Raw genomic sequence first — 20,024 nt, forward strand, 5'->3', positions numbered from 1 at the left:
CTTTCCTTTCTGGAGTCCTTGAGTATAATCATTTTCTTGTCATGCGCCGCACGCAATATGAACCATTTTACTAAGGAAGGGCAAGATTATGCACCCAGGTGTTTTCATTCGTTTTATTCCACGGATTGTCCCGTTTTTTTTCCTTTTGCTCATCCTGCCCGCATCGGGTGCGCAGACGGTTCCTCTTTCCCTGTTGACTGGCTGGAATTCCATACAGCAGGCTGATATACGTTCTGATCTGGCTTATCTGACATCTCGCCAGATGGAGGGACGCCTTGCCTTGACTCGCGGCGATGAACGCGCAATTCAGTGGCTGGCCAATGCTTTCAGACAGTCGGGATTACAGCCGGCCAATGGGAACAGTTATCTGCAGACATTCAATGTGATTGAATATATACCCGACCGCAAACAGAGTTTTGTCGCCATGGAGCGCGCCGGCAGGAAGGTAATGTGGAAAAAGCCCGATGTTTATACCGATTTCAACCGTGATATCAACCTGGAATCGGGTGTGGTGTTCGCAGGGTATGGCATTACGGCTCCGGAATTGAAATATGATGATTACGCAGGCCTGGATGTCAAAGGCAAGCTGGTCATGGTGTTTGAGCACGAACCCCAGGAAACCAATCCCGCGTCCATTTTCAACGGTCTGGGCAACACGCCTTATGCGACAACGCGCGTGAAGGCCTTGAACGCACAAAAACACGGCGCGATTGGCATTTTGATCGTTCCGGAGCCCAATCGCAAACATCCTTCTAACCAGGAGCGCTATTTGCGTATTGGCGGTTCCGCGTCGCGCAAGCTTCCGCTGCCATCCATGACGCTTGAAAACGATGAATTGCAAATACCGGTAGCAGTGCTGTCAGACAAGGCGGCCCGGATCATTGCCGGGCCTTTGTCATTATCCGGCCTTCAGAGCGATATAGACCGTGATCTGGTGCCGCGGTCCCGTGTCATAGCCAATACCAGAATCAGTATGCAAGAACGTGTGAGTTCAAGAAGAATTGCCGCAACCAGTAATGTGGCGGCTTTGCTGGAAGGAACAGATCCCGTATTGAAATCTGAAACAATCATCGTATCGGCGCACCATGATCATGACGGGCGTTCAGCGGGTAAAATATGGCATGGGGCGGATGATAATGCCTCGGGAACAGCCGGTGTGCTCGCGCTGGCGCGCGCATTCGCTGTCAATGATGCCGCAAGGACGGGCATGAAACCAAAGCGCTCCATCCTGTTTGTGATTTTTGCCGCAGAAGAGCGTGGATTGCTGGGCTCGTATTATATGGCTTCGCATCCATTACGCCCACTTGAAACAACGCGAGCCATGATCAATTTTGACATGATAGGCCGGGATGAACAGCCCAGCTCCCAGACCAAGGGCTTGATCGCCATCCCCAAGGATACGCGCAACCGCCTTAATCTGATAGGTGCGCATTTCAGTCCGGATTATGACAGGATCGTCAGGCAGGAAAACCAGGTTGTCGGACTGGTGATCGACGACCGCTTTGACAGTGAAAATGCTTTGAATACCTTTTTCCGCAGTGATCAGTTTCCATTCGTGCTGAACGATGTGCCGGCATTCTGGTGGTTTACCGGTTTCCATCCTGATTATCATCATACTTCCGATACGGCAGATAAGATTGACTATCCCAAGATGCAAAAAATTCTGCGCCTGGCGTATCTGTCGGCGTATCAGTTTGCGAACATGTCTAAACCTCCGAAATTTATCAGGCATCCCCATGCCTGATTTATTCTGTTTCAAGCATAGCGGTGCGTCATGCGTGCCGCTTCCTGCCTGATGTTGAAGAGAGTGATCATTCCTGTGAAGGCTGAACCTCTAGGGTGAAGCGTTTTCCGCTGACGGTATAAATTCTGAGTTGATACGGCGAAGAATGCAGTGCGGTGTTATGTGTCATGGCAGGCAGCACGATTTCAGCTTTTGCGCTGAGTGGGGCGACCAGACCGTAGGGTCCGGTGGTGATGCGGTTGTATGCGTAATAATTCCTGATATTTTGCGCTGGCAAGGCGCTTAACTCCTTGCCCGTCCAGGTTTCCATATCCGAGCCGTTCAAATCAGCCAGCTCAATCCTGATGATATAAGCCGGCATTCCTGGTGTGCCGGCATCCACATATGCATTAAACGAGAGGCTTCCATTTTTTTGTAATCGGACATGATCAATCGCAAGGTGATGCTCGCCTGTGCTGACCGGGCCGCTATGGTAAGGCGTGAAAACCGAACCACGTAAATAATTGTATGTCAGCAGAGTAAAGATCATGCTAAAGGTTAAAAATACCAGACTGGCCTGTTTTAACCGGACCGCGGACAGGGGGCCGCTTGCCAGTGCTATAAACCAGCATTTTCTGGCAAGTGCGGGATGGCGCATGGCAAGAAAGTGGTCTACTGAAAGCCAGGATCCCCCTGAAAGCGCCAGCGTCAACCCTATGGAAAGATTGGCTGCGGCCATGGTCCATTCGTCCATGCAAGTGGACCCTTGCCAGCCAAATAACAGCATGAGGGCGATACTGATCAGCGCGGTCATGAAAGCTGATACACGGGTAAAAAACCCAAAGACCAGGTTTAACCCGCAAATCAGTTCAACCAGGCTGAACAAGATGATGCTGGTGTATAAGAGTATGAAGTGCTGCAGCATGAAACTGACAAGCTGTTCCAGTCCCAGCATGGCGCCGGGCATGGCGCTTTGAAGTTTATTGGCCATCCATTGTGAAGAATACGGATCGAGTTTCTCGGGATCGTAGATGAAACGGCGAGATCCACCGCCCCAGAATATCCATCCTTGTACAAAGCGTATGGATAATATCACGAGACCGATGTGTTTCCAGGTGTGTTCCGCGTTCATTTCGTTAACGGAGTCGTTCACTCGCGCTTCCCCTGCCGGAACAAGGCGGCATTATCCTTTGGGAGAGATATTCTGGTTTATCCTGAACAGATTGTTGGAATCGTATTTGTTTTTGATGGTGACCAGCCTGCCGTAATTGTCCCTGTAGGCCGCTTTGACCATGTCCTGTCCTTCATCCATTATCATATTGATATAGGCGCCCCCAGACGAGTAAGGGTGCAAGTCCTGCCAGTATTCTCTGGCCCAGGCGATGATTTTATCATTGTTGGCGGGATCGGGATCGATGCCCGCGATGACCTGGGCGAAATTCGCATCCCTGAAGCTGAAGGCTGTGCCATTTTTATCGATGCGATGCGCCGCGCCGTTAATGGGATAGATATGCATGGTTGAAAGCGGAGTGGGCAGGCGAGTGCCGTGTTTGACGTGCAGTTGAACGGCTTCGCGATTGATGTCGTTAAAAAAGTCGGCTTTCCAATACCATTGCAATCCTGACGGCAGCAAGGCGTCGAACAATGTCTGCAAGGCGGGCCAGGGCAGGAGCCCGGTGAAATCGATCGCGGGTTCTCCAAATTGTTTGCGGATGGACGCAAATCGTTTTTCAGCTTCATCAGCACGTCCGGTATCGCACCACACAATGGCGCACATCTTTTTGAGATGAAATTGATCCGGGAACGGCGCAACAGGCGGAACTGTCAGAAACGCGAACCAGCCATTAATATCTTCGGGCGCGGACAGAATGTAATCGCGCCAGATTTCCAGCAGTTCGGCGCCTCTCTCCGCAGGCCAAAGCATGGGCCCGCCATAAACCATGCTGAGCGGATGAAGCTGGAATTCAAATGATGTGACGACACCGAAATTGCCGCCCCCGCCGCGCACGGCCCAGAAGAGTTCAGGATGGGTAACAGCGCTTGCCGTGACGAATGAACCGTCAGCGAGGACCATGTCCACACTGACTAGATTGTCTATGGTCAGGCCATGTTTGCGGGTAAGGTATCCAATGCCGCCGCCCAATGTCAAACCGCCTACTCCGGTGGTAGAAATGAATCCGCTGGGTGTAACAAGACCAAATGCGTGAGTGGCGTGATCGACATCGCCCCAGGTGCAGCCGCCTTGAACGTGTGCCGTGCGATTGACCGGATTCACTTGTATGCCTTTCATGCGCCGCAAATCAATCACCAGTCCATCCTCGACCGTGCCCAGTCCGGGGCCGTTATGGCCGCCGCCTCTGATTGCCGTTCTCATGCCGCTGTCTCTTGCGAAATTGACTGCCGCGATGACATCTGCAGCATCTACACATTGAGCAATGAGCGCGGGCTTTTTATCAATCATGCCATTATAAACCGCGCGTGCTTTGTCATAATCCTCATCTGCAGGGGTGATCAGACGGCCTCGCAGCAGGGATTGAAATTTTTGAAGTTGTGGCTGATTGCGCATGATAATCATCCTGATAATTAACGTTGGCCGGACTGCTGGTTGAGATCTGGTTTAAACCGGTTGTGTATAAGAATCACGTTACCTTAAAATTTCCGGTGTAACAAGCGAGGTCATTATTAATCATTTACTTGGGTAGAAGGTAAAGAGGTAAAGATGGAGCGGGATTCAGGCGATGCGGCGCATGACAGACTTGCTTATGCAAACTGTCTGCGAGTACTCTAAATTAAGAAGGAACGATATTAGTCTTCAGGAAGGAGCAGGCAATGGGAAAAACAGTCGCGGAAGTGCTGGTCGGCACGCTGGAGAAAATCGGAGTCAAACAGATTTTTGGACTCATAGGCGACTCTCTCAATCCGCTGGGTCATGCTGTTCAGAACAGTTCAATTGAATGGATAGGCGTGCGTCATGAAGAAGGCGCGGCGCTTGCCGCCGCCGGCCAGGCCAAGCTGACCGGACGTCTTGCCGTGTGCGCGGGAACAACCGGGCCTGGCAGTACTCATCTGGTAGCGGGGTTGTATGAAGCAGCGCGTGATCACGCCCCGGTGCTGGCACTGTCTGGAGACATGGCGCGTAAAATGCAGGGCCTGGATTATATACAAACAACCAAACCGGATCTTTTATTTCGTGATGTATCACTTTACACGGAAACAGTTTTGACAGGCGAGCAGGCGCCTTTTGTCATTCATCAGGCGGTATCCGCGGCATATGCCGGACGGGGTGTGGCTCATCTGACTCTTCCTCAGGATGTGATCAGCGCGCCAGCGCCGGCTGGCGTCGCAAGCGTGGAAACATTGAAACCGCGCTCGGAATTCTCGGCCAGTGCGGAGGATTTGGATAAGGCGGCCCAGGCCATTGATCAGGCAGACAAGGTGGTCATACTGTGCGGTGCGGGCTGCCATGGCCTGAAGGCTGAATTGCTTGCTCTCTCCGAACATCTGAAAGCACCGCTGGTTCATACTGTAAAAGGCAAGGATATCATGCCGTATGATGATCCGCACTGGATGGGAGGTCTTGGCATGATAGGCACGCGGCCAGTGTATCATGCAGTCATGAAGTGTGATTTGCTGCTCATGCTGGGCACGGATTATCCTTATTCGGATTTCCTGCCCGGTCAATGCCGGGTCATTCAAATTGATGAGCGCGCAGAAGTATTGGGCAGACGGACTCCTACTGAACTGGGCGTGTCGGGTTCCGTGGGCCCTGCCGTCAGGTTTTTGCTAGAACGGGTGAGACAAAAAAAAGATAAGCATTTTTTCGATGAGATTTTTCATGAGCGATTGCAATGGGATCAGATGATTGATGGGCAGGCGGATCTGGCGCGCAGTAAAGATCTTATCCATCCCCAGGCGGCGGCGCGGGCAGTGAGTGACAGGGCGAGCGATAATGCTGTTTTCGTGTTTGATACCGGACTGAATACGCTGTGGTCAGGCAACTGGATTCGCCAAAGAGGCGCACAGCGTATTATTGGCTCATTCAATAACGCGGCGGTGGGAACGGCGCTGGCTCAGGCAAATGGAATCCAGGCCCTGGACCGTTCGCGCCAGGTCATCGCCATGTGCGGGGACGGCGGATTTAACATGTTAATGTGTGAATTCATGACGGCGGTTCAACATCAACTTCCAGTCAAGGTGATCATCTATAATAATTCAGCGTTTGGATTGATCAGCCTGGAAGCTGAAACCATCGGTTTGCCGCCATTCCGTTCGGCCATAGAATTTCCCAATCCGGATTTTGCCGCGTTTGCGCGTGCCTGCGGCGGACATGGATTTTCTGCCAAAAGACCTGAAGACTTGATTAAAGCTCTGGAGTCGGGTTTGGCTGCTGACGGACCCGCCATTGTTGATATCACCGTCGCGGCGCATGAACTGCCAAATGTGCCGCATTTGAATCTGAAATTGGTAGAGAAAGTTGCGCTGGCGAAAATCAGGGAAGCCGTGGATGCGGTGACGAGTTTTTAACAAGAGCCGGGGGTTGTTTATGCTGGCGTGCGCCAGGTAGAATCAAGGGGTTTATTCAATCAGTTTATTTAGATTTATTTACGAGATGATGCAATGATGAATATCCATGAATTGTGCGCCAGACTGGAGAAATTGAAAAATTTAATTGATGAATTGGCTGGCGCACAGTCGTTTCGACTGAGGTTTATATCCGCGATGTCCAGCAGCTTGCTGGTAAATGTAGTGAGGCCCTGCCAGATTCTCATCGATAACACAATGAAAAATATGCAGGAAAATGCCGATCATGCCGCCCCGTTGAGTGCCGCGGAAATTTCCGATGTGACTGGCATGCTGAATAGAATTGATGCATATCTTGTTAACACTCATGCTCCGCAAGTGATTAATGAAATTATCAGTCTGCGTTCTGATCTGACGGCATACCGGGACTGCGAGCTGCCGATTATCGATATGCTGACGCACACGCACGCTCGCGCGATAATTTGATTTCCCAAAAAAATCATTCTGCTTTAAAACCCTTTAAACCATAGGGTTGCATGATATTTCTCTATGTTTTGCGTTTCAGTTTTCTATAATAATCCCTTGTTATAATCAAAACAGCATGAACTATACTTAAGTATAAGAATTATCGATTCAATTATTCAAAAATAAATAAACGGGGCGTGGATTAAATGCAGCGGTCAGAAAGCGAAAATAATCCTGAAGGCACTCAAAAAATTGCAGACATAAGGCTGGGAAAGGCGGTCATGGAAACCGCCAAGATATTGGGTCTGACGGATCAGCAAATTAATGACGCTGTCAATTTTCTGATTTCAAATTACAAAGTATTTTTCCTGAAGCCTTTGTCGTATTATTCTGATTTTCAGAAGCGTATTACCAAGGTTCCGCCTGAAGTGTCGCCAGCCGAGTTTATCGGGCATGCGATGAGAACGAAAGCGACGGCATTAAAGACTTTTTCTGCTGCTTATGAAACCAAGGATATTCCTCACAGGGAGAAAATCATCCAGGTTATCAAGGCAATGGTGTATCATGACGATTATTATTTATTTCTGGATACAGCTAGTGGTGAAAGTATCAAAAAGCAGGTCAAACAGGAAGTAGGCAAATACACCGAAGCGGTGAGAAAAGCGGAAGCGGCAAACAAATCCCGAATTGCAGACGAAGTGGAAGCTCATAAGGCTTTTCTTAAAGACAGCAGGCGCATTCCGGTCATTTATGAACGCCTTGTCAAGGGAGTGTCGGGCGATATCGTCAATCCAACATCCATGTTAAGTGTGTCGCAATACGCAAAGGATTCAGTGGATGTTTACGGGATAAGCTGGGATCAGTTGGCCGGCTATATTAGAAAACATATTAGTGATTCAGGGTGCAAGAATATCATCATTGATCCCTCTCAATGGGATTCATCTGCCCAAGCCCGGTTTAGACATCATGTGAGTATTGATATACCAGCCAGGAAAATGCATATCGTGGGTGATTCGGTATACATGGACACAGGTCTGGAGTTCGAGTCGGATATGCTGAAAATATTTATCAGCGCAGAGGTGCTGGAAAAAAGATTGCTGGACATTTCACGCCAATCTACCGCGGCATCGCTGTCTGCGGCTGCGGCAGCAGCCTCGGCTTCATCGTTGGCATCCGGGACGCCTGCGCCGGTTAGTTCTGCCGCTCGTTCCGGTCTCTTTTCTGGTGGAGAAGGAACAAGTAAACAAAAGGATGATGAAATGGTGCAAGTTCCTAAGGTTTCAAAAGACAGGTCGCCGCCGCCCTGAGGAATCATGGTTATTTGAAAAACGACCCATTAGAGCGGGGAATGGCCGAACGATCATAAGCTGAAAAATCATGTACTTGATCCGATTGTTGAACAAAATGAATTTTGTAATGAACTATACTGGAATCAGGAGGCCGTGAAGATGAACAATCGTCTTTTTCAAGCAGACTCAGCCGGGATGGCATCATCGCCTGACAGAAAGAAGGAATTTGGAGATTTGTCCAAACAAAGCCGCTGGCTTGAGTTTTCCAGTGACGTGATCAAAAGATTCTCCAGTAACGTCTCGGCTTATCCCGATCGCAAACCTGTTTTGCGTGATGATATTCGCTGCCCGCCGGGTGTCCTGAATTCCATGGCAGGGTGCGCCTATGCGTTTCTTGCCAATGAGAGGCGCATCATCGCAAAAGAATTGAAGCACAAGCCGCTGACTCACCAGTTCGGATGGTTCAACAAACCGGGATTCCGTGCTTCAGATGATTTCCTATTGATACGGGATTTGCCGGGCCAGAAAGATGCGATCTTCGAATTGATAGGCAAGCTTGCTGCCGGCATGCAGGGAAAGGATGCTGTCGATTATGGTTGTTATGAAATTTCGCGCAGCCAGCGCGCGGATCAATCCATGGTATATACGATTAAAATGACCAACCCCTTGGTTAGTCCGGAAGTCAAAACCGGTAAAAAGATTTCTGAACAGGGAGAATATGCGGAACCGGAATTGACCATAACATTCGAAGACTATGGCGATCAAGACCCCCGTACGCGGATTCAGGTCGAACATCCCATGACGCCGTTTGATTTCATGTATGAAGGTAAAACTGAGTATATGGAGGATAAATTCAGGGAGATGGATGATCACTTCAAGGCATGTCTTGGATGGACGTCGGATAAAAGCGTGGAAGATTTCCTGGTAAATGCAGGTGCATTGGCTCATATTCTCGCGCGAATGCAGCCAGTTGGCAGGGGCAATTCGGCTATTGTGGAATGGATGATACGTGGATTGGCGGCAGCAGTAGGGATTGAGCTGGGTGCTTTTAATTATGAAACGAAAATCGGATGGGATTTCAAGGCGTTTCTGACGCCAGTGAGGGCGGATTATGCAAACTGGTTTGCTAAAAATGCATTTGTCAGTGCCCGTTATCAAGCGGAATTTAAGGTGGAAAATGAATCCGGAATTGAAACAAAATTGAATAAATCCAAGTAATGTTTTTCTGTCCGTCTCTTAATATTTTTTGCCATTCACACATAATATATCCAAGTTAATGTATCTTCTGCTAATTCATGCGAAACGCAATTTCCGTAATCCTGTCTATACTTAAAATAAACTGAATAAAACACAATCAGGCAAAACGCTATCAAGCATGACAGCGAGGAGAGTGCGATGGCCAAGATCAAAACCATTTTGAGGGAATTTGAGAATGCGCTGAGAACCAATGATTTTAGCCGTTTTCTTGCGCTGGTGAGAGAAGACACCAAGTGCTTGCGCGCAAGGTTCGGTCAGGAACAAAAGACGCTCTTGCATTATATGTGTTCAGTCAATATTGCAGATTATAAATTCAAGCAGGAACTTGCTGAAAGTATGAAGTCCGCAGAGGGTGAAACGAGAGCAGCCAGTCACGAGGATGAATTCCAGGTAAACGAAGATACGTATATCAGGATGCTGGATGATTTTATCAGCGAATTTGATGCGTTGGATCTGAACGTCAGAGACAAGAATGGAAATACGCCTTTGCATTATGCTGTTTCCAGCGGAAGCCAGGCGCTGGTGGATGTTCTTTTGAGTTATGAGGATACGGACCCCGATGTGGAAAACAAAAGCGGAGTGACGCCGTTAAATCTTGCCAGCATTAAAAAATTTACCTTGATTGAAAAAAAGCTGCTGGAAGAAACCGGGCAGGCAGTGAATGAAGTCGTGATTCCAGCCGGGATGAGTGTCAAGGAATATCAAAAAATGAAAAAGCAATCGATTATTAGCCTGGGTTCCTTGAAACCGATTGTAAAAAACGGCAGCAAACTTGACTCGGAACATGCGGTTGAATCGGTTCTCTATATTGAGAATGAAGATCTCAAAAGCCAGTTTCCCGGTATTTTGAAGAATTGTCAGGCAAATCCCATACTGAATACGATGATCAAAATGATGGGCTTATGCGCGGTAAGAGGCGTGGCGCCCGAAATACGGCGTCTGACTTTGTTCGGACAGCAGAGTGAATTGCTTGAAATGATACCCAAGGCGGATACGATTGAAGCCGAAATATATAACACCGCACTTGCAAAAATTGAAAAAGAGCTGGGGAAAAGGTTCAAGATCATCTGTGTCGATGCCGAGGATACCAGCTCACTCAAATTATTCGTTCCTGAGCCGCGCGGATTATACACTAACAAGAACTCGGTCTTTGTCGCGACAAAAGGACTGGAGGCGGTGGAAGTGCTGGCTGTTATCATGCACGAATCGGCGCATTTTATTATTAATCAGTTATTCCAGAATGCCAGTCAGCCATTTCCAAATGATGCCTATTCCAATCCTTTGAGGGAAAAATTTGCGGCGATAGTCGCGCTGACGAAATCAAGATTGGGTGAAATGGCGGCGGCAATATCTACTGATAAGGAACACGAGGCTTATAAGATCATTGAAACGGTTTATAATGCTTACCCGTCTTCCGAGTGGGCAGCGGAATTGATTGTCCGTGTTCCGCAAATACTGGTGACCATGGGTCCAAAAGAAGGACAAGTTTGGCTGGAAAAAAATGTTCCGGAACTCCTGACTTATTTCGAAAAAGAAATTAATCCAAGAATCATGGAATTCATGGCCAAGCTGAAAGCGCAGGATTATCTTTCTGATGTGCAGGCGCCATCGCCAGGGTCCGAATTTAGAATGATATAATCCATTTGGCATATCGATTTACTCTTTACCGGGTTGTGGCCTATCATGTGATGGTGATCAATGCTTGTTTGAAATCCTGAAAGAATCAATGAGGATGATTTGTGCTAATCAGAGACTTGCTGTTTGCGTATTACGATACTCAATGCCTTTATGTTGCTGCCTGCCTGAATATCGCCGACCATTTACAGTCGGGGCCCAAATCCATAGCTGAATTGGCCGGACTGGCTCGTTCGAACGAAGATAAATTGTATCGCATTATGCGTTATCTCTCGGCAAAAGGGCTTTTTGATGAACTCTCAGGCCGCGTCTTTCAGATCAATCCGGAATCGGCATGCCTGGTCTCATCCCGTTCAGGAGGGTTGAAACATTTTATCCGGCTTCATTCGCAATACTTTTATCCTGCCGCAAGTGAGTTGTTAAACAGTCTGCGGTCAGATCTGTCGCCGTTTGAATTGCAATTTGGCAAACCGTCAGGCCAGTATTTTCAGGATAATGTCGAGGCCGGTGAGGTATACCATCATGCCATGATGGAAAATTCGGAATGGTTCGCCAGGCAGGCTGTTGAAGCCTATGATTTTTCTCCCTATCAAACTCTGGTTGATATTGGCGGTGGAATCGGCACACTCCTGGCTGCCATCTTGTTGAAATATAAAAATGCAAAAGGCATCAATTTTGATTTGCCGGAATTGCAGGAGCCGGCGGAAAGATATTTCAAGACAAAAGGTCTCGCTTCAAGATGTCGTTTTATAGGAGGTGATTTTCTGGAAGGTATTCCAGCCGGCGGTGATCTGTATATCATGAAGTCAGTCATTCATGGCAAGGATGACAGTATGGCGCTGAGACTGCTGGGTCAATTCAAGCCTTTCCTAGCGCCGCCAGTCAAGCTGCTTGTCATGGAGCGTGTTTTGCAAGGCTCGGGGGCGGTTTATTTGCAAGCGTGCCTGAATGATATCAACATGCTTAATGTCACGCGTGGCCGTGTGAGGACATATGCGGAATATGAAGAATTGTTTACACGGTCAGGGCTCACCATCAACAAGCTTTATGAGTTGCAGAATGCGTTTTGTATCATGGAGGTCCAGTTGTCACGCTGACTGTGCATCGCGTAATCACGGCAGGCTTGTTAAAGCCAGTATACAAATACATATAATAACAGCCAGATCACATCTACAAAATGCCAATACCATGACACGGCGACAAATGCGAAATGATTATCCGGTGAGAAATCCTGTTTCATCATGCGATAAAAGATAACGATCAACCCTATGGTGCCTATGGTCACATGCAGACCATGGAACCCGGTCAACATGAAAAATGTGGATCCGTAAATTCCCGAAGACAAGGTCAGGTTTTTGATAAAATAGGCTTCTCCGTATTCATGCAGCTGGAGAGCGAGGAAGGTGATGCCTAGCAAGATGGTTGCGAGCTGTGATACCAGCATCACTGTGTGCCGGTTTTTTAACAGGCCAAAATGCGCTATTGTGACAGTCACGCCGCTGGTCAGCAGAACCAGCGTATTAATCGCGGCGATTCCCCATGCTCCCATGCCTTGTAATGGTCCGATATAATTGGCGGGATCCGGATTGTTCATCAGCGGCCATGCGGGCTGGAAATCCGGCCATAACAAAATGTGACTGACGCTGGTCTGACCGCCAAGATCTGGCAGCACAAAAAAACGTGTATAAAATAATGCGGCGAAAAAAGAACTGAAGAACATGATTTCACTGAAAATGAACCATAACATACTCAGTTTAAAGGATTGTTCAACCTGATGCGGATGAAGTTTGCCGTCACGATTTTCCTGGATGACGGTTCCAAACCAGCCCTGCACAACATAAATCATCATGACGAATCCGAAAGCTGTTAAATAGGGACCGTACCACTGACTGTGCAGCCAGTTTGCTACACCAGCCAGAAGGCAAAGCAGAGCAATCGATCCCTTGATAGGCCAGCCGCTGGGGGAGGGGAGATAATATTTTCCGGATTTCGTATCCATATTTTCATCCTGGCTAGTCGTTCCATCTCTATATTATACTACTGATTTGATTGGCGGGGGCCGCGCGCGGTAACTGCCGCGCTGAAGCGGATCAAGAACAAGGATAGGAACAGCGATCAGAGAGGGATAAGTATTTGCCTAAAGATTCAACCGGATATGATAAGACAAAATTCAGGGATCATAGGCGGCTGGTCTGGCTGCTGGCGGGCGGCGTGATCTTCATGTTCGCATTCAGCTATCTGATGGTGCCCATCTTTACCTTTGTCTGCAAGCAGGCAGGAATTAACGGTAAAAATGTCCTGTCTCAAGCCGGCGCGGCGTCCGATATGCGGCGGGATGATTCGCGCACCATCAAGGTGGAATTCACGGCTTCGGTTCACGGCAATATGCGCTTTGTGTTTACACCGGAGCAGCGTTTTGTAAGACTTCATCCGGGTGAGCGCAAGACGGTTTATTTTTATGCGGAAAATAACACGGGTAACAACGTGACCATACAAGCGGTTCCCAGTATCACGCCCGCTGACGGAGCGCGTTTTTTCAAGAAAATCGAATGCTTTTGTTTTACCCAGCAAGCATTCGCCAAGAACGAAAAAGCAAAAATGTTTGTTAATTTTTATCTGGATCCGCAGCTTCCCCGTGATGTGAAGGAAGTGACGCTGGCGTATACCTTGTTTGATACAGGCGGGTATCAGATCAAAAAACCGGCGGTCACCAAGGGCCGCATGCCGATAAAGTGAAACCGGCCAGGCATAACCCGAACAAATTCAGCATGACGTTATATGATCACCATAAATCATAGTTTTTATTTGTGCTGCCTTTTTGCATCATGTATTTCAACGCGGCTATGATTTCTTTATCGGTGCATTTCGTGCAGCCCCCATGATCGGGGTGCCCTTTTTTCCCGGTGACAATATTTTGATAGGTTTGCAAGAAACCGTTGGCTTCTATAGGCTGCCAGGCTTTCCGATCACCTAGCTGCGGGGCGGTAGTCTGGGTATTATCATGGCAGCGGCTGCAATGAGCCTGATAGATTTGCGCGCCGGAGAGAGGAACAGGTTCCTGCGCGGTGTAATCCTCCTGTTTCTGGCCTGAAGCTGAAACGATATAATCCACCGCCAGTTCAATCTCGAAATTATTGCAGGTAATGCAAGTCCCTTTGGCCGGCATGTTGCCGCCGCCATTAATGGCAATCGCATATAACTTTTGCATTCCGCTTTTTGCCAGCGTGTTCCAGGTAGTCGTGTCGCCAAACCGCGGCGCGCCCCCGATGCCGGCTTCGTGACAGGCAGAACAATAATTATTATAAATACTTTTACCCAAGTCCGTCGCCCGAATACCGGAAGGGGGAGGCAGTTCGCTTTCCACGGTCTTCAGATATTGCAGCATGGATAATAATGATTGTGTGGGCAATTGTATCAGGCTGTCGTGAATCGCTTCGTACATGGGTCCCTGAATCGGGCTGCCTCCCAGCAGACGGTATTGGGTGAATATGTCAAGCAGCTGATTGTCCGGTATCCCGCCCAGATTGGACTTGGTGATATTAGGCGCGAGATAACCTTCTATGTTCGCACCGGTCAAATCATATTTTTTGATAGGCGCGCCGAGTGAAACCGCCGGGCTTAGCAGGTAATAAGAAGGGGTATGGCACATGGCGCAATGGCCGGGTCCTTGTACCAGGTAGGCGCCTTCATTCCAGGCGGCAGACCGGGCAGGATCTGTTTGATAAGGGCCGCTGCGCTGGGGATAAAAAAACAGAATGCGCCATCCTAATTGCAAAAAGCGCCAGTTAAACGGCCAAATCATGTCATTTTTCCTGTTTTCCTGCCTGACGGCCGGGATCGCGTCGAGATAAGCCTTGATGGCGAGCAAATCCGGGGTGGTGATTTTATTGAAATACAAATATGGAAATGCCGGATAATAATAAAATCCCTGGGGGGAAACGCCTTCCCGCATCGCTGTGATAAATTGATCATCTGTCCAGTTTCCTATGCCTGTTTCCTTGTCGGGCGTGATGTTTGGGCTGTAAATCACCCCGAAAGGCGTTTGCATGGGAAGGCCGCCGGTAAAGGCGGCGCGGGCGCCACTGCCGGTGGTGAGAGTATGGCAGGCAATACAATCGCCGGCTTTTACCAGAAATTCACCGCGCTTGATACGGGCAATTTGTTCTTTGGTCTTGTTTTTCAAGTCTGCCTGAGGATAAGCAGGAAAATGACCGGTGCTGACATAAGAGTTGGCGGCGAGTCTGGCATTAATGACGATGTTGTTAATGGTCTGAATCAGAATGACGAGCAGGAAAAAAAAGACGACAAAATAAATAAATTTCCGATTGCGGCGTATCCATTCCATCATCTTGCGCATGAGTGCATCCCTGGTTATTTGAGAGACGGCGAAACTTCGAATGTATGATAAGGTGCGGGACTGGGGACAGTCCATTCCAAACCTTCCGCGCCGTCCCATACCTTGTCACTTAGCTGGACGCTAGTTTTTCGCATGCAAGTCTTCAGGATATTATACAGGAAAAAAAGCTGCGCGAATCCGAAGATAAACGCGCCGACGGTGCTCAGCTGGTTAAATGAAGTGTATTGAATGGCGTAATCAGGTACGCGGCGCGGCATTCCAGCCAGGCCTAAAAAATGCATGGGGAAAAAGGTAAGATTCAATCCGATGACAGTCATCCAGAAATGCATTTGTCCCAGTGTTTCGTTATACATGCGCCCGGTCCATTTTGGCAGCCAGTAATACACTCCCGCGATAATGGAAAAAAGGGATCCTGATACGAGCACATAATGAAAATGTCCCACGACGAAGTAACTGTCGCGATACTGATAATCGGATGGAACCAGCGAGAGCATCACGCCCGAGAGGCCTCCTACGGTGAACATGACCAGAAATCCCAGGGCGAACAGCATGGGTGTCTCAAAGGTGATCGAACCCTTGTAAAGCGTGGCAATCCAGTTGAATATCTTGATTCCGGTGGGAACCGCAATCAGCATGGTCAGATACATGGTGATGATTTGCGCGAGGTAAGGCGCGCCGGTGGTGAACATATGATGCATCCAGACAAGAAAGGCGAGCAGCGCAATCACCGTGATTGCCAGCACCATCAGCCGATAACCAAACAAAGGCTTGCGCGCGAATGTTGGAATAATGGCGGATATAATGCCAAAACCGGGCAGTATCAGGATATAGACTTCCGGGTGGCCGAAAAACCAGAACAAATGTTGAAAGAGTATTGGATCGCCGCCGCCAGCCGCATTGAAAAAGCTTGTGTGAAAATGTCTGTCCATCAAAACCATGGTCACACAGCCGGCGAGTATGGGCATGACGGCGAGTAGTAAAAACGCGGTCACCAGCCACGACCAGACGAACATCGGCAGCTTCATCCAGTGCATGCCCGGTGCGCGCATATTGAATATCGTGACGACGATATTCAGCGCGGACAGTATGGAAGAGATGCCTAACATATGAATGGTGAATATCAGGAAATCAGTGCTTCTGGGCCCGTATGTGGAAGAAAGAGGCGCATAGAACGTCCAGCCAAAATCGGGCGCGGGGCCGTTCATGAACAGTGTGCTGATGAGCAAGGAGAAGGCGCAGGGCAGCAGCCAGAAACTCCAGTTGTTCAGGCGCGGGAGGGCCATGTCAGGGGCGCCGATCATAAGCGGAACCATCCAGTTGGCGATGCCGGTCATTGCCGGCATGATCACCCCGAATATCATGATCAATCCGTGCAGGGTGGTCATTTGATTGAAGATTTCCGGGTTGAACAATACCAGTTCCGGCTTGAACAGTTCGACACGTATCAACAGCGCCAGGATGCCGCCGACAAACAGCATCACCAGGCTGAAAACGAGATACAATGTGCCTATGTCTTTATGATTCGTGGTATAAAGCCAGCGCTTGAATCCGGTTTCCGGATGATGCGGGACATGAGCTGTTTCATTCATTGCGTTTGACTCCGTTATGACGAACTGAAACCGCGCCGTGCGGCAGCTATATCCTGCGGTGACGCGGTTAATGAAAAGTTTTGATGCTGATTGAGGTTGTCATTTCCCCAGGCATTCCGGATATAAGTGATGATGGCGGCGAGTGTTGTGTCGTCAAGTATGTCGCCAAATGGCTGCATGGCGGCGCCGGGTACGCCGCGCATGACATAAGCAATGGTTTCATTCAACGGCGCGGCCACCACGCGGCTGCCTCTCAAAGCCGGATAGGAGTAAGACAATCCTTCACCATTCATTTGATGGCACATGGCGCAGTTGCGCGCATATTCATTCTTGCCCAGTGCCAGCAGTTCTTCCTGAGTCAGTTTTGCGGGGGGGCTGCTGCGTCTGCATGGCGGTGCGCTGCTGATTCAGCCATTGGTTATATTCGTCCTGTGATACGGCTTTGACAACAATTGGCATGAATCCATGATTGACACCGCACAATTCCGCGCACTGGCCTCGGTATTCTCCGGGAGCGGTGACGTTGATCCAGTTTTCATTGATGAAACCGGGTATGGCATCCTGTTTGATGCCAAGCTCCGGAACCCACCAGGAGTGAATAACGTCGTCAGAAGTGATCAGCAGTTTGACTTTTGTGTTGACCGGCACCAGCATGGGTTTGTCAACTTCCAGCAAAAACCACGGACTTTTGGCGGCATGCCCATAAATCTGGTCTAGCGGTGTGGAAAGATAACTGAAAAAGCGTACGCCGTTATCCAGGTATTCGTATTCCCATTTCCACTGATGCCCGGTAATTTTGATCGTGATTGCGGATTCATCGGTATTATGAATATCAGCCAAAATGCGTGTCGCGGGTATTGCGAGCGCGATCAGAATAAGAAAGGGAATCGTGGTCCAGATGATTTCAATCAGTCTGTTTTCAGAAAATTGTGCGGGGACCGCGTGACGGGATTTGCGGAACATGATGATGGAATACGCGATCAGGCCAAAAACAATCAAGGCGATCAGGCAGCAGATAATGAGGGCGGTCATATGCAGCCGGTAAATGTCATGACTGACGGGCGTGACGCCATAAGGCATGTTTAATGCCAGATCGGCCCATGCTGCGGGTGTGAAGAAGCAGAAAAAAAGGCAGATCAATCCCATTCGAATGATTTTCATCAGCACATCCTGGTTGTGTTGCTGCCATGTTATATCGCGCTCGCGATACAATCATAAACGGGAGTCTTTCCCTGGCTGGCTGATGACGGATTTAGCCATCGTCAGTACAATGTCAGGACCGTCCTTGCCTGGACGAAACTCCAACTGTTAAATTAAAGAATTGCAGCGCGAGATGCAATCATTATCTGGTATATAAACAATAAGATATAGTGAGCTTGTTCAAATCTTTTTAAAATGCGGTTTGTCTGTAAGCGGATTCGACAGGAAGTATCGCCCGGAAGCCGAGTGGCGGATGCTAACCCGGTTTGAAAGAATGTGAGGGTTTTGAAACGTCTGTCTGGACAACCGCACTCAAGGGAACAGGCTGTGGCGCCGACTCAGATGAGGAATGGGTATCGGAAAAATGCGGTTTGAACAATTCATGGAAATATTTTAATTTTTTTCGGTCTGAGGACAGGAATTGAGGCAATAATGGCTCTTTTTTATATTTTCTTATCAGGCATTCGAGGTCAGGGCTGGGAGAAGAGGGTCTGGCATTGATTGACTTAATCCATTCATCAATTTCCTTCTGGTAATTCAGGGCCTGTTTTCCGGATACATGTTCAGCCTTAATCGTTTCAATCTGGGCCAGGAAACGATGGAAGTGAACAGGGTTGGACGAAAACTTGGTATGACGATTCCATTCCATAATGAAATCATCATCCATTTCAGCCAGGCTGGACAGGGTATCCGGTTTTAAAATATCAGAGACGGCAATATAAGCCAGACAAGCCGATTTCGGCGCGGAAAGTGTTTTTAACTGACCGACCAAACCGGCAAACTGTCCGCTGATGATGAAGTCGAAAGGAAATTGCGGGAGAATTCTTTTGAGTGCTTCTCTTTGTGTCACATTGAGGGAATCCAGATCCAGTTTGCCGGCAATTTCATAAAGTTCAGCTTTTTGCAGATGTTGCGGGGGCAGGAGGCTCAGCATGGCGAGCGTGACAGGTGAGAGGTCGCGTATCAGACGATAATCCGGCACGGCATGATATGCCATCATCTGAAGATGACAGGTAGTCGCTTCTTCCAAATCGTTGTATTGCATGCCGCGTTCCAAAGCCAGGTATTCGAGGCGGCCGAACCAATGAGGTTTGACTTGTTCAGCGGACAAGCCAAAACGGCGCATGGCGAGTATCTGTGCGGCACTCATTTCTTCCGTTTCCGGGTCCACTCCCCAGACTGCGCGCAGGATATCTTCGATAGAAATGACAAGGTTGCACTGGCAGCCAAAAAAAATAGCGGCATGATTTCTATCTTTGGCGAACGGGATATTTCGCGACTGCAAAAATTTTACATAGAAAACCAGGGGATTATCTTGCGGGTCTCTGGCAGGGTCGACAGCGATATCAAGGCATGCGCATCGTTCCAGGCAGATTTGTATCACCCGATCCATTAATAACGTTCCATAACCCTTGTGTTGAAATTCGGGATAGATGTCAAGGCGGGCCAAAGACAATTCTTCCCGGCGGGGATTATTGATCTTGACTTTTCCGACAGGCGTTTCATCGACATAAAGCGTAATATCTTCGGTTAATCCATGGGACGTGACAAATCGGTAATTTTTTGGCGCAGGATGATCCTGCCCGCCGCGACCGGGATTTTCAGGCTGAGAGATCAAGGCGATCTCTTCCTGAACCTGTTGATTCTTCAGGCAGGCCGCAATGTTGACAAAAAACTCATAATGACCAGGTACGTTGTCTACTTCTAGTCCCAGAATCTTGACGAACAATTCATCCCTGAGATGGTATTTTTTCTGCTGGCTGTGTTGAGTGTAAATATGCAGTCTGCCGTCATGCGTACGACGCACTTTTAACAAATCATCTATAAAATGACGGCCGTGTGAATCTGCCGCCTCGCCGGCTATTTTCAAAATGGCGTTAATCAGCGCTGAAGATTCAGTGCGTTGCTGGTCAGGTGATTGAGGTGTGGTCGAGGCGCGCTGCATAAATGTGTTCAGGCTGAATGGTTATCGAATCCATAAGACATTC

Annotated in this window: 16 protein-coding genes; 8 read left to right on the top strand and 8 right to left on the bottom strand. The window is 48.7% G+C overall.

Going from position 1 to position 20,024, the window contains the following annotated elements:
• The first annotated feature begins 88 nt into the window (after positions 1-88).
• A complete protein-coding gene (locus AQULUS_RS04240; RefSeq protein WP_148338860.1) occupies positions 89-1,744 on the top strand; it encodes a M28 family peptidase in 1,656 nt (551 codons plus the stop codon).
• A gap of 67 nt (positions 1,745-1,811) precedes the next feature.
• Here the strand turns inward: AQULUS_RS04240 and AQULUS_RS04245 are convergent, their stop codons facing one another.
• Both AQULUS_RS04245 and AQULUS_RS04250 read right to left on the bottom strand, forming a co-directional pair.
• A complete protein-coding gene (locus AQULUS_RS04245) occupies positions 1,812-2,876 on the bottom strand; it encodes a TQO small subunit DoxD (RefSeq protein ID WP_148338861.1) in 1,065 nt (354 codons plus the stop codon).
• 30 nt (positions 2,877-2,906) lie between these two features.
• Positions 2,907-4,289, bottom strand: coding sequence for an FAD-binding oxidoreductase (locus AQULUS_RS04250; protein ID WP_148338862.1), 1,383 nt, complete (start codon positions 4,287-4,289; stop codon positions 2,907-2,909).
• A gap of 263 nt (positions 4,290-4,552) precedes the next feature.
• On the opposite strand from AQULUS_RS04250, the gene AQULUS_RS04255 reads away from it, so the two are divergent.
• The 6 genes from AQULUS_RS04255 to AQULUS_RS04280 all read left to right on the top strand — a co-directional run bounded on the left by AQULUS_RS04255 (position 4,553) and on the right by AQULUS_RS04280 (position 11,987).
• Positions 4,553-6,247: a thiamine pyrophosphate-dependent enzyme gene (locus AQULUS_RS04255; RefSeq protein ID WP_148338863.1), complete on the top strand. Its 1,695-nt coding sequence runs from the start codon at positions 4,553-4,555 to the stop codon at positions 6,245-6,247.
• A gap of 93 nt (positions 6,248-6,340) precedes the next feature.
• Positions 6,341-6,730 carry a hypothetical protein gene (locus tag AQULUS_RS04260; protein WP_148338864.1) on the top strand — a complete coding sequence of 130 codons (390 nt, stop codon included), beginning with the start codon at positions 6,341-6,343 and terminating at the stop codon, positions 6,728-6,730.
• A gap of 185 nt (positions 6,731-6,915) precedes the next feature.
• Positions 6,916-8,016 carry a hypothetical protein gene (locus tag AQULUS_RS04265; protein WP_148338865.1) on the top strand — a complete coding sequence of 367 codons (1,101 nt, stop codon included), beginning with the start codon at positions 6,916-6,918 and terminating at the stop codon, positions 8,014-8,016.
• A gap of 141 nt (positions 8,017-8,157) precedes the next feature.
• Positions 8,158-9,216: a hypothetical protein gene (locus AQULUS_RS04270; protein ID WP_148338866.1), complete on the top strand. Its 1,059-nt coding sequence runs from the start codon at positions 8,158-8,160 to the stop codon at positions 9,214-9,216.
• A 177-nt stretch (positions 9,217-9,393) separates the two neighbouring features.
• Entirely contained in the window at positions 9,394-10,893 is a 1,500-nt protein-coding gene (locus AQULUS_RS04275) for an ankyrin repeat domain-containing protein (protein WP_148338867.1), read from the top strand.
• A 101-nt stretch (positions 10,894-10,994) separates the two neighbouring features.
• Positions 10,995-11,987 carry a methyltransferase gene (locus AQULUS_RS04280; protein WP_148338868.1) on the top strand — a complete coding sequence of 331 codons (993 nt, stop codon included), beginning with the start codon at positions 10,995-10,997 and terminating at the stop codon, positions 11,985-11,987.
• A gap of 29 nt (positions 11,988-12,016) precedes the next feature.
• Here the strand turns inward: AQULUS_RS04280 and AQULUS_RS04285 are convergent, their stop codons facing one another.
• Positions 12,017-12,889, bottom strand: a complete 873-nt coding sequence (locus AQULUS_RS04285; protein ID WP_148338869.1) for a cytochrome c oxidase subunit 3 — start codon at positions 12,887-12,889, stop codon at positions 12,017-12,019.
• A gap of 134 nt (positions 12,890-13,023) precedes the next feature.
• On the opposite strand from AQULUS_RS04285, the gene AQULUS_RS04290 reads away from it, so the two are divergent.
• Positions 13,024-13,626 carry a cytochrome c oxidase assembly protein gene (locus tag AQULUS_RS04290; protein WP_148338870.1) on the top strand — a complete coding sequence of 201 codons (603 nt, stop codon included), beginning with the start codon at positions 13,024-13,026 and terminating at the stop codon, positions 13,624-13,626.
• A 46-nt stretch (positions 13,627-13,672) separates the two neighbouring features.
• Here the strand turns inward: AQULUS_RS04290 and AQULUS_RS04295 are convergent, their stop codons facing one another.
• The 5 genes from AQULUS_RS04295 to AQULUS_RS04315 all read right to left on the bottom strand — a co-directional run bounded on the left by AQULUS_RS04295 (position 13,673) and on the right by AQULUS_RS04315 (position 19,981).
• Entirely contained in the window at positions 13,673-15,247 is a 1,575-nt protein-coding gene (locus AQULUS_RS04295) for a c-type cytochrome (RefSeq protein WP_172622728.1), read from the bottom strand.
• A gap of 14 nt (positions 15,248-15,261) precedes the next feature.
• Positions 15,262-16,836: a cytochrome c oxidase subunit I gene (gene ctaD / locus AQULUS_RS04300; RefSeq protein WP_148338872.1), complete on the bottom strand. Its 1,575-nt coding sequence runs from the start codon at positions 16,834-16,836 to the stop codon at positions 15,262-15,264.
• A 14-nt stretch (positions 16,837-16,850) separates the two neighbouring features.
• Complete coding sequence (locus AQULUS_RS04305; protein WP_232051827.1) at positions 16,851-17,129, bottom strand: c-type cytochrome; 279 nt, start codon at positions 17,127-17,129, stop codon at positions 16,851-16,853.
• A 31-nt stretch (positions 17,130-17,160) separates the two neighbouring features.
• Positions 17,161-17,997: a cytochrome c oxidase subunit II gene (gene coxB, locus AQULUS_RS04310; RefSeq protein ID WP_148338874.1), complete on the bottom strand. Its 837-nt coding sequence runs from the start codon at positions 17,995-17,997 to the stop codon at positions 17,161-17,163.
• A gap of 295 nt (positions 17,998-18,292) precedes the next feature.
• Positions 18,293-19,981 carry a GNAT family N-acetyltransferase gene (locus AQULUS_RS04315; protein ID WP_148338875.1) on the bottom strand — a complete coding sequence of 563 codons (1,689 nt, stop codon included), beginning with the start codon at positions 19,979-19,981 and terminating at the stop codon, positions 18,293-18,295.
• Positions 19,982-20,024 lie beyond the last annotated feature (43 nt).

The organism is Aquicella siphonis, from assembly GCF_902459485.1.
Lineage (GTDB): Bacteria > Pseudomonadota > Gammaproteobacteria > DSM-16500 > DSM-16500 > Aquicella > Aquicella siphonis.